Raw genomic sequence first — 15,504 nt, 5'->3', positions numbered from 1 at the left:
GCGCATCTCGTGCGTCAAGGCAGCTGAGATCATTCAAAAAAGGCTGTCACCATGTACCTTCCTGCCGTTCCCGTTTCGTCCCAGAACCCCTTGCGCACGCGTTTGCGCCCGCTGGCCCTGGCCGCCCTGCTGCTGGCAAGTGCCGGCATGCACGCGCAAGCAGTTGCGCAAACGGCGGCTGCCACCGCCAGCTACAGCATTCCCGCCGGCCCGCTGGCTGGCGCCCTGAACCGCTATGCGCAGCAGGCGGGCGTGTCCATCGTCATCGATGCAGCCAAGGTGCAAGGCTTGAGCACGGCCGGCCTGCAGGGCAGTTACGCCATCGATGACGGTTTCGCCGCGCTGCTGCGCGGCAGCGGCTACGTCATCGGCAAGACGCCGACCGGCTATGTGCTGGTGGCCGCGCCGGCAACCGCGCCCACGGCGGCGGCCACCTCCGCCTCCGCTGCCGAGCGCACCATGCCATCGATTACCATCGTCGGCCAGGCCGAACAGGGCGCCACCACCGAAGGCAGCGGCTCCTACACGGCGCGCAAGCTCACCATCGGCAAGGGCGAACAGTCGATGAAGGACATCCCGCAATCGGTGAGCGTGCTGACGCGCCAGCGCCTGGACGACCAGGGCATCACGGACTTGCGCGAAGCCGTCAACAACGTCACCGGCGTGGTCGGCGTGCATGGCGTGGGACCGGGCGTGGTGATCACGGCGCGCGGCTTCCAGATCGACCAGTGGCAGTACGATGGCGTGCCGATCGACCGCAACACCTACGCGCTGGGCAACTGGGGCCAGGAAAACATGGTCATCTACGACCGCCTGGAAGTGCTGCGCGGCGCCTCGGGCATGCTGGTCGGCACGGGCAGCCCGGGCGGCTCCGTCAACCTGGTGCGCAAGCGCCCGCTGGCCACGCGCGCGATCACGCTGACGGGACGCGCCGGCTCGTGGGACCACTATGGCGCCCAGCTCGACATCAGCAGCCCGCTGAATGCGGAAGGCACGCTGCGCGGGCGCGCCATCGTCGATGAAGACGACAGCCACTCCTTCATCGACCAGGTGTGGAGCAAGAACCGCACCCTGTACGCGGCGCTCGACTACGACCTGGCGCCCGCCACCACCGTCGGCCTGGCCGCCAGCCATGTGAAAGCATACGGCCGCCCCACCTTCATCGGCCTGCCCCGCTACGCGGACGGCAGCGAACTGCCGCTGCCGCGCTCCACCTTCACGGGTGCCGACTGGAACCGCAGCCTGGTGGAACAGAGCACCGTCTACCTGGACCTGGAACACCACTTCAATACGCAATGGAGCCTGAAGGCTTCGGCGCTGGGCATGAATGAAAGCACCAGCTCCACGCACCAGCGCACGGCCTTTGAAATCAATCCCGATGGCAGCGGCGCGCGCTATGGCGACTTTTCCACCGATTTCGACAACCGCAAGCGCGGCATCGACGCCTTCGTGCGCGGCAAATTCGATGGCCTGGGCATCGCGCAGGAAGTCGTCGTCGGCGCCAGCTATGTCAGCATGACGTCGAACGACCGCTATGCGCGCGCGTGGGAAACGGGCGCGGATATCTTCAATATCAAGCACAATCGGCCATGGCAGGATTTCGACACCATCGCCGCGCGCCCAGCGGGTGTGACCAGCTACAGCACCTACGACATGCGCCAGAAAGGCCTGTATGGCACCTGGAACGGCCAGCTGACGAGCAATCTGAAAGCCCTGCTGGGCGGGCGCTTCAGCTGGTACGACTTCCTGTATGCCACGCCGGACGGCTACCGCGACGCTACCCGCACTACGGCCAAGTTCACGCCATCGGTGGGTCTGATCTATGCACTGACGCCGCAATGGTCGGCCTATGCCAGCTATGCAGACGTGTTCCAGCCGCAGACGAACCACGATGTGGCCGGCCGCACCCTCAAGCCCATCACGGGCAGCAGCTACGAGGGCGGCATCAAGGGCGAACTGCTGGACGGCAAGGTCAACACCTCGCTGGCCGTGTTCCGCTATGACCACAAGGACCGCGCCGTCACCGATTATGCTGCCGGTTTCGCCTGCGATGGCTGGTACTGCTCGCGCGCCTCGGGCAAGGTGCGCAGCCAGGGTCTGGAAGCGGAAGTGTCGGGCGAAGTGGCGCGCGGCCTGCAGCTGTCGGCCGGCTACGCCTACACGACGACGACCTACCTCGACGATCCGGACAACAAGGGCCAGGTCTTCTCCACCTGGACGCCGAAGCACATGCTGCGCCTTTGGTCCAGCTATACCCTGCCAGGCGCGTGGGACAAGTTCAGCGTGGGTGCCGGCGCCAACCTGCAAAGCCATACCGTCGATACCGAGCGCACCTTCAACGTCGCCGGCTTCTCGATCTGGAATGCACGCCTGGGCTGGCAAGCCACGCCGCAAGTGGCCGTGTCGCTGAACCTCAACAATATGTTCGACAAGCGCTACATCATCCCGTCCTACAACACCACCGGGTCGAATAACTACTATGGCGACCCGCGCAATGTGCAGTTCACCCTGAAGTACACGCCGAAGTGGTAGGCTGACGCCCTGCAATGACAGCACAGGCGGGCCGGCATTCAGCCGTGCCCGCTTTTTTTTCGTTCGGTGCTAGGCTTGCATTCAAGAAACCATCCGCACAAAAACCATGCCCCTCTCGCTTCCCCCGTCCAGCATGCCGCTGGCCCTGGCCTTCGCCCTGTACGCCAGTCCCGCCCTGGCCCAGGATGGCTATTACCAGACCAAGACGCCCTACGCGCCGCAGCAGGATCCGGCCACGTATGCCACGCCGCCGGCCGGCTTCCAGCCCATTTTCACGCAGCTGGTGGCGCGCCATGGCGCGCGCGGCCTGACCGGCATGAAGGGCGACGCGGCCCTGTACGCGATGTGGCGGCAGGCGGCCGCGCAGGATGCCCTGACACCGCTGGGACGCGAACTGGGGCCGGACATCCTGGCCCTGATGCAGGCCAACGCCCTGCTCGGCTATGGCGTGGCCGGCATCGAGCGGCCCGGCTATGGCAATCTGTCGCAGACGGGCATAGCCGAACACCGGCAGCTGGCCGTGCGCCTGCTGGCGCGCCTGCCCGCCCTGTTTGCGCAGCTGGAACAGGATGCGACCACGGCGCCGCGCCAGCTCGTCACCATCCACTCGGGCGTGGACCGCGCCCGCGACAGCGCGCGCTTCTTCACGCAGTCGCTGCTCGAGCATGCGCCGGCGCTCGCGCCGCTGCTGTATCTGCCGCCCGCGCCGGCGCCGTATCCGCAGGGACGCGCCTCCGGGGTGCAGCCGACATTACAGCCCGATGGCGTCAACCGCTTCCTGCTGTACGCGCACAAGCTGGCGCCGCAGACGGACCGCGTCACCGATCGCGCCAGCCCGTATTTCGCCACGTATGAGGCCAGCCAGGCCTACCAGCACTACATCAGGACCAAGCGGCTCGACACCCTGACGGCGGCCCCCGCCAGGCAGCCGGCGGCGGCCAGGCATGCGCGCCAGGTGCTCGAACGGCTGTTTACGCCAGCCTTCCTGGCGCAGTTTGACGGCGGCCGCACCAGCTATGCGGACACGGGCAGCTACACGTTTACCAGCGCGGATGGCAAATTCACGCGCACCCTGACGGGCAGCGGCAAGACGGCCATCCGCAGCGTCAATGCGGCCGCCACGAAACTGTATGAGCTGTACGCCATCGCCGCCGGCATGCGCCACGAGGTGGCGGCCGATTTCAGCCGCTACATGCCGGCCGACGACGCGCGCTACTACGCTGCGGTGGCCGACCACGAGGATTTTTATCAGAAGGGGCCGTCCACCACGGACAGCGCCGGCGTGACCTGGCGCTTCGCCCTGGCGCTGCGCGAGGATTTCTTCAGGGAGGTCGATGCGCTGGCCGGCGGTGACTTGCGCCATGCGGCCAAGCTGCGCTTCACGCATGCCGAGATGATCATTCCGCTGGCCTCGGCCATGGGTTTGCAGCAGGCGCTGGCGCCCCTGCCGGAGGCCATACCCTACAGCTATGCCAACAGCCGATGGCGCGGCGCGCAGGTATCGCCGCTGGCGGCCAACCTGCAGTGGGATGTGTACCGCAATGCGGCAGGCCAGCTGATCGTGCGCCTGCTGTACAACGAAAAGGAAACGCCGTTCCAGGCGTCCTGCGACGGCGCCCGCATCGCGCCGGGCAGCGTGTTCTACGACTACACGGGACTGAAGGCCTGCTACGGCCACGTGGCGGCGCCGTCACGGTGAAAAAAAAGCCGCCAGCTGGAAGGCTGGCGGCTTGCGCGGTGCTCAAACAGCGTGCGCGTTTACTGCCAGGCTTCCTTGCCCGCCTGTGGCTTGCCCACCATCAGCAAGGCACCCAGGGTCAGCACGGCGGCCAGCGACAGGTAATAGCCGACGTACTGCAAGCCATAATTCGTGGCCAGCCAGGTGGCGATATACGGCGCCAGCGAAGCGCCCAGGATACCGGCCAGGTTGAACGTCAGCGACGCGCCCGTGTAGCGCACTTCGGGCGGGAACAGCTCGGACAGCATGGTGCCCAGCGGGCCGTAGGTCATGCCCATCAAGCCGAGGCCGACGGCCATGAACAGCGTCACTTCCCACGTCACGCCCGAACCGAACATCGGTGCCAGCACCAGGCCGAAGATGGCGATGGCGACGGAAACCCAGATCATGGTCGCACGGCGGCCGCGGCGGTCGGCCAGCACGGCCGAGAATGGAATCGTCAGGGCGAAGAACAGCACGGCAAACAGCTGCACGACGAGGAATTCCTTGCGCGTGAAGCCCAGCTTGGTCGTGCCCCAGCTCAGCGCGAACACCGTCATCAGGTAGAACAGCACGAAGGTGGCCAGGGCGATGATGGTGCCCAGAAACAGCATGCGGCCGTGCTGGCGGAACACGGTGGCCACCGGCAGTTTCACGACCTCGTTCTTGTCGATGACTTTCTGGAAGTCCGGCGTTTCCGTGATCTTCAGGCGCACGTACAGGCCGACGATGACCAGCAGCGCGCTGGCGAGGAACGGGATGCGCCAGCCATAGCTGAAGAATTGCTCATCGGTCATGGTTTCGCTGAGCAGCAGGAAGATGCCGCCCGACAGGAAGAAACCGATCGGCGCACCGAGCTGCGGGAACATGCCGTACCAGGCGCGCTTGCCCGGTGGCGCGTTTTCCGTGGCCAGCAGCACCGCGCCGCCCCATTCGCCGCCCAGGCCCAGGCCCTGGCCGAAACGGCACAGCGCCAGCAGCAATGGCGCCAGGGTGCCGATGGCCGCATAGGTCGGCAGCAAGCCGATGATGACGGTGGAAATGCCCATGGTCAGCAAGGCGGCCACCAGGGTCGCCTTGCGGCCGATGCGGTCGCCGAAGTGGCCGAACACGGCAGAGCCGATGGGGCGGGCAAAGAAGGCGATGGCGAACGTGGCCAGCGATTGCAGCACGGCGGCCGACGGGTCGCCGGCGGGGAAGAACAGTTTCGGGAACACCAGCACGGCGGCGGTGGCGTAGATATAAAAGTCAAAGAACTCGATGGTGGTGCCGATCAGGCTGGCGAACAGCACCGTGCCGGGGGAATTTTTCTTGGGGGGGGTGCTCATTTACTGCGCTCCTTGGGGAGGGTGTCTAAAGGCCATTCTCTGGATGTTTTTTCAGGCAGCAGCACAGCACGTTGTCTCCGTGTCGTTCGCATATCATAGCCTTGCATGCGGGCATTTGCCGCGCATTTGCTATTAAATTTGCAAACAAAAAACAACGGTTTTTGTTGCCGTAGCGAACTGCCGGCAACGCGCGCTATCGCGCCGTGATCAGTGCTGATTTAGAGAAACAACGGTCGTGCGCCATCCGGTTGCCCGGGGCACGGCAGGAAAGGCGTCAGGGGATGGGCGACGTGTATCAGGCCCGGCGTATCGCCAGGCATTCCGTACCAGACCCGCGCGTCGGCATCGCGGCATCGGTCATTTGTGGTGAATCCTTGCCTGCGGCCCCTCCGGATGGAGCGGGCCGGCGATGATCGCGCCTGCATCCGGTCAAGGATGCGGTTGATCTTGCTGTAAGCGGCCTATGATACGCGCAGTGCTGCGGTGCGGCAAGAAGTTGTGTTAGAGCATGTAGTGCGGTGGTGTCGGCTTACGCTGCGCCAAGCCGACCTACGCATCAATCAATGCAAAAGCCTGCTCAATCTCGGCGCTGTCGAGCGGGCGCACGAGGCGCGCCACTTCCTGGCCATCCTTGAGGAAGATCAGGGTCGGCCACAGTTTCACCTTGAATGAACGGCCCAGGGCGCGGCCGGGGCCGTCTTCCACGCGCACATGCGGCACCCCGGGGTGCGCTGCAAACGCGGCGGCCAGCGGCGCCTGGGTGGCGCGGCAATGGCCGCACCAGCCCGTGCCGAATTCCAGCAGGGCCGGCCCCGCCAGGGCGTCGATCTCGGCGCGCGTCGGTTGCGCTACAGAATAGGTCTCGCTCAGCATGCATATCTCCTTGATGCCATATAAAAGCCCGCAAGGCGATTGTGCGCCATGCGGGCTCGTCGTGTTGTGCGCCAGCGCGCTTTACACCACTTTGACGCGCAATTCGCCGAGGCCATCGATGGCGCCCACCAGCTCGTCGCCGCGCTGCACGGCCGCCACGCCGGCCGGCGTGCCCGTATAGATCAGGTCGCCCGGTTGCAGGGTAAAGTAGGTCGACAGGTCGGCGATGGTTTCGGCCACGTTCCAGATCAGCATGGCGATGTTGCTGCCCTGGCGCAGCTCGCCATTCACGTGCAGGGTGATGGCGGCCTGCCTGACGTCGCCCGCCTGCGCGGCCGGCGTGATGGGGCCGATGGGCGCCGAGCATTCGAAGGCCTTGCCCGTCTCCCATGGACGGCCCAGCTTTTTCGCCGCGCCCTGCACGTCGCGGCGCGTCATGTCCAGGCCCACGGCGTAGCCCCACACGTGCGCCATGGCCTCGTCGATGCCGATATCGCTGCCGCCCTTGCCGATGGCCACCACCAGCTCCATCTCGTGCTGGAAATCCTGCGTCTGCGCCGGATACGGCAATGCGCCCGTCGTGCCGGCAGGCACGGGCAACACGGCGTCGTTGGGTTTCATGAAGAAAAACGGCGCCTCGCGGCCCGTGTGGCCCATTTCCTGGGCATGGTCGACATAGTTGCGGCCCACGCAATAGATGCGGTGGACGGGAAAGCTGTCGGTGCTGCCGGCGACGGGAACGCTGGGCTGGATGGCTGCGGGAATGACATACGGCATGGAAACTCCTGATCGGCACAATAAAAAGGCGGCGATGAAAAAGGGACACCGCAGTGTCCCCCTATTTTACGGCAAGCTTACTTCAGCAGTCCCGAGCGACTCGGGTCCGGCATGCGGATGGCGACGATGAAGGAAATCAGGCACATGATGGTCACGTACCAATAGAAATACTCTTCCACGTGCCAGGCCTTGAACTGCAGCGCCACGTATTCGGCCGAACCGCCGAACATGGCGTTGGCGACCGCGTACGACAGGCCCACGCCCAGCGCGCGCACTTCGACGGGGAACATTTCCGCCTTGATCAAGCCGCTGATCGAGGTGTAGAAGCTGATGATGGCCAGGGCGATGATGATCAGGCCAAACGCCGCGTACGGGCTGGAAATATCCTTCAGGGCATGCATGATCGGCAACACGCACAGGGTAGCCAGGCCGCCGAAGAACAGCATCGAGGTGCGGCGGCCGATGCGGTCGGACAGGGCGCCGAACACGGGTTGCAGCACCATGTACACGAGCAGGGCGCAGGTCATGACGGCGCTGGCCGTCTTGGTATCCATGCCGGCCGTATTGACCAGGTATTTCTGCATGTACGTGGTGAAGGTGTAGAACACGAGCGAACCGCCGGCCGTAAAGCCCAGCACCGTGATGAAGGCGCGTTTGTGCTTGAGCAAGCCGCGCAGGCTGCCCGCATCCTTGTCCTTGCGCTCGCTGGCGGTGGTCGTTTCCGTCAGGGATTTACGCAGGTTCAGCGACACGAGGGCCGCCAGCGCGCCGAAGACGAACGGAATGCGCCAGCCCCAGGCGCGCAATTCTTCCAGGGTCAGCAATTGCTGCAAGACCACCAGCACCAGCAGCGCCAGCAGCTGGCCGCCGATCAGGGTCACGTACTGGAACGAGGCAAAGAAACCGCGCTTGCCCGATTCCGACACTTCGCTCATGTAGGTGGCGCTGGTGCCGTACTCGCCGCCCACGGACAGTCCCTGGAACAGGCGCGCCACCAGCAGCAGGAACGGGGCGAAGGCGCCGATCGTGTCATAGGTGGGCATGACGGCGATCATCAGCGAGCCGCCGCACATCATCAGCACGGAAATCATCATCGACTGGCGGCGGCCGTACTTGTCGGCAATGCGGCCGAACAGCCAGCCGCCCACGGGGCGCATGAGGAAGCCGGCGGCAAAGATGCCGGCCGTCTGCAGCAGCTGCGTGGTGGGATTGCCGGAAGGGAAGAAGGCGTGCGAGAAATACAGCGCGCAGAAGGAATAAATATAGAAGTCGAACCACTCGACCAGGTTACCGGAGGAAGCGCCAATGATGGCCTTGATGCGCTGCTGGGAAGTCAGCTGCGCAACGTCATGCGGAGTATCGTGGGATGTCATATCAGTCTTCTTGTATTCAAAAAACGGCCCGGAAGCCAGTGCCAGGCGGCCCGATGCAGAACATCGGCCAGCCTGGTTTTGCATCATACGCCCTTGATCGAGGTCAAAAAGCCGGTCGGCATACGCGTTAATACGTATCGCCGGCAACTTTTTTTTCGCCGTCGGACGCGCGGAATCACACCCGTTCCAGCACCAGCGCAATGCCCTGTCCGATGCCGATGCCGCATCTTGTGTCAGTGCACAGTGCATGGCCCCTGCCCGGGTGCGCTGCAGCTCACACCCGCTCCAGCACCAGCGCGATGCCCTGGCCGATGCCGATGCCGCATCTTGTGTCAGTGCACAGTGCATGGCCCCTGCCCGGGTGCGCTGCAGGTCAGACCCGTTCCAGCACCAGCGCGATGCCCTGGCCCACGCCGATGCACATGGTGCATAAGGCATAGCGCCCGCCCGTGCGGTGCAGCTGGTTGACGGCCGTCATGGCCAGGCGCGCGCCCGAGGCGCCCAGCGGATGGCCGAGGGCGATGGCGCCGCCGTTCGGGTTGACGCGGGGGTCGTCGTCCTGCAAGCCCAGCTGGCGCAGCACGGCCAGCCCCTGCGCGGCAAACGCTTCATTGAGTTCGATGACGTCGAAGTCGGCCAGGGTCAAGCCCGTCATGGCCAGCACTTTCAGGGTGGCAGGCGCGGGACCGATGCCCATGATGCGCGGCGCGACGCCGGCCGTCGCCATGGCCACCACGCGCGCGCGCGGCGTCAGGCCGAAGCGCGCCGCGTTGACTTCATCGGCCAGCAGCAGGGCCGCCGCGCCATCGTTGACGCCGGACGCGTTGCCGGCCGTGACCGTGCCATCGGCGCGCACGACGGGCTTGAGTTTCGTCAAGGTTTCCAGGGTGGTGGCGCGCGGGTGCTCGTCGCGGGCCACGAGGATCGGTTCGCCCTTCTTCTGGGCGATGCTGACGGGGCAGATCTCGCTGTCGAACACGCCCGCCTGCTGCGCCGCCAGCGCCTTGACCTGGCTGGCCAGGGCGAACGCGTCCTGGTCCGCGCGGCTGATGCCAAAGTCCAGCGCCACGTTTTCCGCCGTTTCCGGCATCGAATCGACGCCGTATTGCGCCTTCATCAAGGGGTTGATGAAACGCCAGCCGATGGTCGTGTCTTCCATTTTCATGCCGCGCGCAAAGGCGCTGTCGGCCTTGCCCATGACGAACGGCGCGCGGCTCATGCTTTCCACGCCGCCGGCGATCAGCAAGCCCGCTTCGCCGCTCTTGATGAAGCGCGCGGCGCTGCCGATGGCGTCCAGCCCCGAGCCGCACAAACGGTTCAGGGTGGAACCCGGCACGCTGTCGGGCAGGCCGGCCAGCAAGGCGGCCATGCGCGCCACGTTGCGGTTGTCCTCGCCCGCCTGGTTGGCGCAGCCGTACAGCACGTCGGTGACGGCGGTCCAGTCCACATCCGGGTTGCGCGCCATCAAGGCACGGATGGGCACGGCGCCCAGGTCGTCGGCGCGCACGCCGGCCAGTCCGCCGCCGTAGCGGCCGAATGGCGTGCGCTGGGCGTCGCAGATATATGCGTGGGTCATGTTCTTTCCTCCAAGAAAGTTAAAGAGAGAGGCTTAAGGGGCGCGGCCGTCCGTCAGCGGCACGGCCGTCAGTGCTTGCAACTGTGCAAAATTCAAGCCATCGACCAGTTCGACGACCGTGGCGCCAGCCGGTCCCAGGTCGAGCACGGCCAGGTCGCTGTAGATGCGGCTGACGCAGGCGATGCCCGTCAGCGGATAGGTGCAGGCCTGCACCAGCTTGCTTTCACCCGTCTTGGTCAGCAATTCCATCATGACCCAGGTCTTTTTCGCGCCGATGGCCAGGTCCATGGCCCCGCCCACGGCGGGGATGGCGTCCGGCGCGCCCGTGTGCCAGTTGGCCAGGTCGCCCGTGGCGGACACCTGGAAGGCGCCCAGCACGCAAATGTCCAGGTGGCCGCCGCGCATCATGGCAAAGCTGTCGGCATGGTGGAAATAGCTGCCGCCCGCCAGCAGGGTGACGGCTTGCTTGCCCGCGTTGATCAGGTCGTAGTCTTCCTCGCCGGGCGCGGGCGCCGGGCCCATGCCGATCACGCCGTTTTCGCTGTGCAAGATGATGTCGGCGCCGGCCGGCAAGTGGTTGGCCACCAGCGTCGGCAAGCCGATGCCCAGGTTGACGACACTGCCTTCATGGATGTCGGCCGCCACGCGGGCCGCCATCTGGTCTCGATTCCATTTATTCATGTTGATACTCCTCAAGCGGCTTTGAAGCCGGCGGGGCCGGTGGCCGTGCGCGGCACTTGCACGATGCGCTGCACGAACAGGCCCGGCGTGATGACGTGTTCCGGGTCGATGCTGCCCAGTTCGGCAACTTCATGCACGGAAGCAATACTGACTGTCGCGGCCATGGCCATGATCGGGCCGAAGTTGCGCGCCGTCTTGCGGTAGGTGAGGTTGCCCCAGCGGTCGCCCTGCTCCGCCTTGATCAGCGCGAAGTCGGCATGGATGGGCGACTCGAACACATACATGCGGCCGTCGATCTCGCGCGTTTCCTTGCCCTTGGCCAAATCCGTGCCATAGCCGGTGGGAGTGAAGAAGCCGCCGATGCCGGCGCCGGCGGCGCGGATGCGCTCGGCCAGATTGCCCTGCGGCACCAGTTCCAGTTCCAGCTTGCCCGCGCGGTACAGGGCGTCGAACACATGGGAATCGGCCTGGCGCGGAAACGAGCAGATGATCTTGCGCACCTGCCCGTTGTTCAGCAGGGCGGCCAGGCCCGTGTCGCCATTGCCCGCGTTGTTGTTGACGATGACGAGCTCGCGCGCGCCGTGGGCGATCAAGCCGTCGATCAGCTCGGCCGGCTGGCCGGCGCCGCCGAAGCCGCCAATCATGACGGTGGCGCCATCGTGGATATCGGCCAGCGCGTCAAAGACGCTGGAACGCAGTTTGTCGATCATTGCCTGCCTCCTACAAATAAAACCCATCGGTCATTTGTTCGTATATCGAACAAATATTCGTATTTAGAACTTATTCGTGAGAATATGCCTGATCGACGCGCTTGTCAATTTGCCGTTGCCGCCGCCAGCATGGCTATAATTGCCACCTTGACCAATTGGAATCGCCATGATCGAACGCAGCAGCACGCCCCCTTCCACCGAAGCCAGCCTTGACGCCGACGGCGCGCCGCGTCCTGGCGACAGCTATGTGCAATCGTTCGCGCGCGGCCTGGCCGTGCTGCGCAGCTTTGGCGCCGAGGCGCCGCGGCAAACCCTCAGTGAAGTGGCGGAACGGGCGCAGCTGACGCGCGCCGGCGCGCGGCGCATCCTGCACACCCTGCTGCATCTCGGTTATGTGGAAGCGGACGGAAGGCTGTTCCGCCTGACGCCGAAGGTGCTCGACCTGGGCTACGCATATCTGTCATCGCTGCCCGTATGGACGCAGGCGCAGCCGCTGCTGGAAGAATTGATGGCATCGTTGCGCCAGTCGTGCTCGGCCACCGTGCTCGACGGCGACGACATCGTCTATGTCGTGCGCCTGTCCGCGCACCGCACCATGTCGATCAACCTGGGCATCGGCAGCCGCCTGCCCGCGTATTGCACGTCGATGGGCAGGGTGCTGCTGTCGGACCTGGCGCCGGACGTGCTGCGCGCGCGGCTGTCGAAGATGGCGCTACTGAAACTGACGCCAGCCACGCTGGTCGATATCGACGCCCTGATGGCAGAGATTGCGCAAGTGCGCCGCCAGGGCTGGAGCCTGGTGCAGGAAGAACTGGAACAGGGCCTGGTGGCGCTGGCCGCGCCCGTGTTCGACCGCAGCGGCAAGGTGGTAGCGGCGATCAACGTCAGCGGCCAGACGGCGGGGCCGTCCGTGGCGCAGCTGCTCGAACACAGCTTGCCGAAACTGCTCGATACGGCAAGCCGGGTCAGCGCCCTGGTGCGGGTGCAGCAGTGATTATTGTTTAAACTTCGCGCACGGGTCGGGACGCGGCTGCGCCGGCATCGTTTGCGTCAAGTCAAACGCGCCCTTGTAGCCGCTACTACCCTGTTCCAGGTAGCCGATGCTGCGCACGTTCAGTTGCGGGTCGGCCAGCTTCAGCCAGCGCGGCACGCCGATGTCCTTGCGCACGTGGTCATTGCCAGCGATCAGCACCACATCGCGCGGCGCCTGGTCGCGTATCAGCTTGGCCATCCAGATGTCGCGCGCCACCTGGGCGTTGACGACACCGGCCACCATCATCTCCGGCAGCATGTTGCAGCGGGCCGCCTGGATGTCCTTCTGCTGCCCTTCCAGAATATCGGCCGGCACGGGCGCGGCCAGGTAAGTGGCGACCATGGCCGGCGGCATCGACCATTGGATGCCGTCGCGCACGATGCGCGAGGCATCGGCCGGCGACAGGTTGCCGGCCACCAGAGGCAGCTGGTAGCTGATGACGAGGTCCAGCACGGGCCGGTACAAGCTCCAGTCCCAGCGCGGCTGTTCCATCACGCGGATGATGCAGTCGGGATCCGCGCATTCGCGCGCAGCGCGCGTCAGCAAGTCCTGGTTATTGCGGTCAAACTGCTCCATGACAATGACGGGACGCCAGCCGGCCGCCAGGCGGCGCTGCAACTCCGCGACGCGCAAACGGTGGCCTTGCGCATTGTCCTGAACTTCGCCCAGCAGCAGCACTTGCGGATTGGGCAAGGCGTCGGCGACAGGCGCGGGAGCGGGCGGCGCGTCTTTCTTCAGCAAGCTGCCGCAGGCGGTCAGCGCCAGCACGCTGCACAACAGGGCGGCGCGCGCGCCGGCGCGGAAAATCACGTTCTTCATGTAAGCGGGTATCCAGAGTGGCGATGCGCCAGATTGTACCGCGCCTCAGGCGGCAGGCGCGGCCTCGCGGCGGCCCTTGCGCCACGCCAGCAGTTCGAAGATGGTCATGCCGGCCAGCATGGCAGCCACGAAAATCCACGCCTTGGGCTGCCCCGCCAGCAAGGACACGAGCGCGGGGCCGGGACAGAAACCGGCGATGCCCCAGCCTGCGCCAAAGGCCAGGCTGCCCAGCAGCAGGCGCCGGTCGATACGCCGCGCCGCCGGCAATTGCATGGGCTCGCCCAGGATGGCAGTCGTGCGCCGCCGTGCCAGCCAGAAGGCGGGCAGGGCCACGCCGATGGCGCCGCCCATCACCAGCGCCAGCGACGGGTCCCAGGCGCCGGCCAGGTCGAGGAAACCAAGCACCTTGGCGGGATTGCTCATGCCGGACACGATCAGGCCCAGTCCAAAGACGAGGCCGCTCAACAGGGAAAACAGCAGTGTGTTCATAGGTGGCGCAGCAGGTAGACGGTGAGAAAACCGGCCGCCATGAAGGCACAAGTGGCCGCCAGCGAGCGCGGCGACAGGCGCGACAGGCCGCACACGCCGTGGCCGCTGGTACAGCCGGCGCCATAGCGAACGCCCACGCCGACCAGCAGGCCCGCGACGACCAGGGCCGGCGTGTCCGCCCCGATGCGCACGGGCGGCAAGGCTTGCCACAGCTGCCACAACAGGGGCGAGCCGACGAGGCCGGCGAGGAAGGCGATGCGCCAGCCCAGGTCGCCCCGGCGCGGACGCAGCAGGCCAGCGACGATGCCGCTGATGCCGGCGATGCGGCCATTGAAGAGGATCAGCAGGGCCGCGGCCAGGCCAATCAGCATGCCGCCGGCCAGCGACGTCCACGGCGTGAAATGCTGCCAGTCTATCGTCATGACAACGCTTAGTCTGCTTCGTCGTTGAACGGCGGGCGCGGCGCGCAAAATTGCGCATACAGCACTTGCAGCACGGCCAGCACGGGCGGGCTGGCGACGCGGTAATAGATCTGCTTGCCGTCGCGTCGCGTGGCCACCAGCATTTCCTCGCGCAACACGCCCAGCTGCTGCGACAGGGTCGGCTGGACTATGCCCACCTTTTGCTCGAGGTCGCTGACGCAGTGCTCGCCCTGCGACAGCTGGCACAGCAGCATCAGGCGGTCCGCGTTGCCCATGGCCTTGAGCAGCGAACTGGCTTTATAGGCCGAGCCGCGCATGGCGTCGAGGTTATATTCTGTCTGTTGCGTTGCGACCGTATCCATCATGCCCTCCCACAGGCGGTAAGTGTGTACATCCTCCGATAAACAATATACTAATCAATATACTGTTTTCCTGCTGGCGATTCGCACAAAAAAACAACAGTGTTTTTTTGCCCTGTTTTGTAGCCGATAGCGTGCTCATGCAAGGTGCGCGAAGACGATAGCGGCAGCGCTATCAAAATGACAAAAATTCGTAATAAAGAGGAAATATACATACCAAAATTGCCACGATTTGTGCTGTAATGAAGAGTCGTCAGAAAAACCAGGATCCACCCCCGTACAGGTGGATTGTCCGCCCAGGCGCCAGCTGGTTTCAGCTGCGCCGCGCGGTGAACACAGGGAGATCGAGATGGGGATATTTCAGCCGCTATGCGTGGCCATGCTGGCCTTGTCGGCCAGTGCATGGAGTGCGGCGGCAGACAGCGACGCCACGAGCGACAAGCTGCACGACGCCGGCGAGCGCGTCACGATCGATGAAAGCATTAGTCTGAATAATAATCCCGGCTGGGAAACGCCGGACTTGCCGTATGCCCGCCTGCTGGCCAGCAGCGCGACTGCGGCGCCGCACTGGAGCAACGCCGGCATCCGCCATGGCGCCCTGGCGCCAGCGAAACCCGCCACGGCGGCGCCCGCCCAGCAGGCCAGCATGCCGGCGCCCGTGCCGGAAGCGAGCATGTACTCGATGCTGCTGGTGGGATTGGGCTTGCTGGCCTTGAGCGTGCATGGCGAAAAACAGGAAAAATTCGATACGTGAGTCCATGCCAGCGACTTGATGCCGCTGCAGCAGAAAAATTCCGCCTTGCGCGGAATTTTTT

15 protein-coding genes are annotated in these 15,504 nt (G+C 65.2%); 4 read left to right on the top strand and 11 right to left on the bottom strand.

Annotation, left to right across the window (positions count from 1 at the left end; translation table 11 throughout):
* Positions 1 to 51 precede the first annotated feature (51 nt).
* Positions 52 to 2,532: a TonB-dependent receptor gene (locus O0880_RS02810; RefSeq protein WP_289884911.1), complete on the top strand. Its 2,481-nt coding sequence runs from the start codon at positions 52 to 54 to the stop codon at positions 2,530 to 2,532.
* A 106-nt stretch (positions 2,533 to 2,638) separates the two neighbouring features.
* On the top strand, positions 2,639 to 4,231 hold the full coding sequence (locus tag O0880_RS02805) for a histidine-type phosphatase (protein ID WP_289884910.1): 1,593 nt from the start codon (positions 2,639 to 2,641) through the stop codon (positions 4,229 to 4,231).
* Between the two features lie 59 nt (positions 4,232 to 4,290).
* Here O0880_RS02805 and O0880_RS02800 read toward each other — a convergent pair whose 3' ends face one another.
* From O0880_RS02800 to O0880_RS02770, 7 genes are all read right to left on the bottom strand, one after another.
* Entirely contained in the window at positions 4,291 to 5,577 is a 1,287-nt protein-coding gene (locus tag O0880_RS02800) for an MFS transporter (RefSeq protein ID WP_289884909.1), read from the bottom strand.
* A 549-nt stretch (positions 5,578 to 6,126) separates the two neighbouring features.
* The gene (locus O0880_RS02795) at positions 6,127 to 6,450 is read right to left on the bottom strand and encodes a thioredoxin family protein (protein WP_071322087.1); all 324 of its coding nucleotides are present in this window, start codon (positions 6,448 to 6,450) and stop codon (positions 6,127 to 6,129) included.
* An 81-nt stretch (positions 6,451 to 6,531) separates the two neighbouring features.
* Positions 6,532 to 7,227, bottom strand: a complete 696-nt coding sequence (locus tag O0880_RS02790; RefSeq protein ID WP_289884908.1) for a fumarylacetoacetate hydrolase family protein — start codon at positions 7,225 to 7,227, stop codon at positions 6,532 to 6,534.
* A 77-nt stretch (positions 7,228 to 7,304) separates the two neighbouring features.
* Positions 7,305 to 8,600, bottom strand: a complete 1,296-nt coding sequence (locus O0880_RS02785) for an MFS family transporter (protein WP_071322085.1) — start codon at positions 8,598 to 8,600, stop codon at positions 7,305 to 7,307.
* Positions 8,601 to 8,973: 373 nt separating this feature from the next.
* Positions 8,974 to 10,176: a 3-oxoadipyl-CoA thiolase gene (pcaF, locus tag O0880_RS02780; RefSeq protein ID WP_289884906.1), complete on the bottom strand. Its 1,203-nt coding sequence runs from the start codon at positions 10,174 to 10,176 to the stop codon at positions 8,974 to 8,976.
* 33 nt (positions 10,177 to 10,209) lie between these two features.
* Positions 10,210 to 10,857: a 3-oxoacid CoA-transferase subunit B gene (locus tag O0880_RS02775; RefSeq protein WP_289884905.1), complete on the bottom strand. Its 648-nt coding sequence runs from the start codon at positions 10,855 to 10,857 to the stop codon at positions 10,210 to 10,212.
* A gap of 11 nt (positions 10,858 to 10,868) precedes the next feature.
* On the bottom strand, positions 10,869 to 11,567 hold the full coding sequence (locus tag O0880_RS02770) for a 3-oxoacid CoA-transferase subunit A (RefSeq protein ID WP_289884904.1): 699 nt from the start codon (positions 11,565 to 11,567) through the stop codon (positions 10,869 to 10,871).
* Positions 11,568 to 11,733: 166 nt separating this feature from the next.
* On the opposite strand from O0880_RS02770, the gene O0880_RS02765 reads away from it, so the two are divergent.
* Positions 11,734 to 12,561 (top strand): IclR family transcriptional regulator C-terminal domain-containing protein, encoded by an 828-nt coding sequence (locus tag O0880_RS02765; protein ID WP_289884903.1) that lies wholly within the window; start codon positions 11,734 to 11,736, stop codon positions 12,559 to 12,561.
* On the opposite strand, the gene O0880_RS02760 is transcribed toward O0880_RS02765, so the two are convergent.
* From O0880_RS02760 to O0880_RS02745, 4 genes are read right to left on the bottom strand one after another with little or no spacing between them, the layout of a single operon-like run.
* The gene (locus O0880_RS02760; RefSeq protein WP_289884902.1) at positions 12,562 to 13,419 is read right to left on the bottom strand and encodes a ChaN family lipoprotein; all 858 of its coding nucleotides are present in this window, start codon (positions 13,417 to 13,419) and stop codon (positions 12,562 to 12,564) included.
* A 45-nt stretch (positions 13,420 to 13,464) separates the two neighbouring features.
* Complete coding sequence (locus tag O0880_RS02755; protein ID WP_289884901.1) at positions 13,465 to 13,908, bottom strand: YeeE/YedE family protein; 444 nt, start codon at positions 13,906 to 13,908, stop codon at positions 13,465 to 13,467.
* The gene (locus O0880_RS02750; RefSeq protein WP_289884900.1) at positions 13,905 to 14,330 is read right to left on the bottom strand and encodes a YeeE/YedE family protein; all 426 of its coding nucleotides are present in this window, start codon (positions 14,328 to 14,330) and stop codon (positions 13,905 to 13,907) included. Before O0880_RS02750 ends, O0880_RS02755 begins: the two co-directional genes overlap by 4 nt.
* A gap of 8 nt (positions 14,331 to 14,338) precedes the next feature.
* Positions 14,339 to 14,692, bottom strand: coding sequence for a metalloregulator ArsR/SmtB family transcription factor (locus O0880_RS02745; RefSeq protein WP_071326218.1), 354 nt, complete (start codon positions 14,690 to 14,692; stop codon positions 14,339 to 14,341).
* Between the two features lie 346 nt (positions 14,693 to 15,038).
* Here O0880_RS02745 and O0880_RS02740 point away from each other — a divergent pair, with 346 nt between their 5' ends.
* Complete coding sequence (locus O0880_RS02740; RefSeq protein ID WP_156894670.1) at positions 15,039 to 15,443, top strand: PEP-CTERM sorting domain-containing protein; 405 nt, start codon at positions 15,039 to 15,041, stop codon at positions 15,441 to 15,443.
* The last annotated feature ends 61 nt before the right edge of the window (positions 15,444 to 15,504 follow it).

It is taken from the genome of Janthinobacterium sp. SUN118 (genome assembly GCF_030397695.1).
Taxonomy (GTDB): domain Bacteria; phylum Pseudomonadota; class Gammaproteobacteria; order Burkholderiales; family Burkholderiaceae_D; genus Janthinobacterium.
Note: the sequence above shows the minus strand (reverse complement) of the source record. Positions and strands in the feature narration are given on the sequence as shown.

Coding starts and splice junctions, on each gene's coding strand:
- O0880_RS02795 (WP_071322087.1), bottom strand. CDS start 6,450: ATGCTGAGCGAGACCTATTCTGTAGCGCAACCGACGCGCGCCGAGATC.
- O0880_RS02765 (WP_289884903.1), top strand. CDS start 11,734: ATGATCGAACGCAGCAGCACGCCCCCTTCCACCGAAGCCAGCCTTGAC.
- O0880_RS02755 (WP_289884901.1), bottom strand. CDS start 13,908: ATGAACACACTGCTGTTTTCCCTGTTGAGCGGCCTCGTCTTTGGACTG.
- O0880_RS02790 (WP_289884908.1), bottom strand. CDS start 7,227: ATGCCGTATGTCATTCCCGCAGCCATCCAGCCCAGCGTTCCCGTCGCC.
- O0880_RS02740 (WP_156894670.1), top strand. CDS start 15,039: ATGGGGATATTTCAGCCGCTATGCGTGGCCATGCTGGCCTTGTCGGCC.
- O0880_RS02775 (WP_289884905.1), bottom strand. CDS start 10,857: ATGAATAAATGGAATCGAGACCAGATGGCGGCCCGCGTGGCGGCCGAC.
- O0880_RS02760 (WP_289884902.1), bottom strand. CDS start 13,419: ATGAAGAACGTGATTTTCCGCGCCGGCGCGCGCGCCGCCCTGTTGTGC.
- O0880_RS02745 (WP_071326218.1), bottom strand. CDS start 14,692: ATGGATACGGTCGCAACGCAACAGACAGAATATAACCTCGACGCCATG.
- O0880_RS02800 (WP_289884909.1), bottom strand. CDS start 5,577: ATGAGCACCCCCCCCAAGAAAAATTCCCCCGGCACGGTGCTGTTCGCC.
- O0880_RS02805 (WP_289884910.1), top strand. CDS start 2,639: ATGCCCCTCTCGCTTCCCCCGTCCAGCATGCCGCTGGCCCTGGCCTTC.
- O0880_RS02770 (WP_289884904.1), bottom strand. CDS start 11,567: ATGATCGACAAACTGCGTTCCAGCGTCTTTGACGCGCTGGCCGATATC.
- O0880_RS02785 (WP_071322085.1), bottom strand. CDS start 8,600: ATGACATCCCACGATACTCCGCATGACGTTGCGCAGCTGACTTCCCAG.
- O0880_RS02750 (WP_289884900.1), bottom strand. CDS start 14,330: ATGACGATAGACTGGCAGCATTTCACGCCGTGGACGTCGCTGGCCGGC.
- pcaF (WP_289884906.1), bottom strand. CDS start 10,176: ATGACCCACGCATATATCTGCGACGCCCAGCGCACGCCATTCGGCCGC.
- O0880_RS02810 (WP_289884911.1), top strand. CDS start 52: ATGTACCTTCCTGCCGTTCCCGTTTCGTCCCAGAACCCCTTGCGCACG.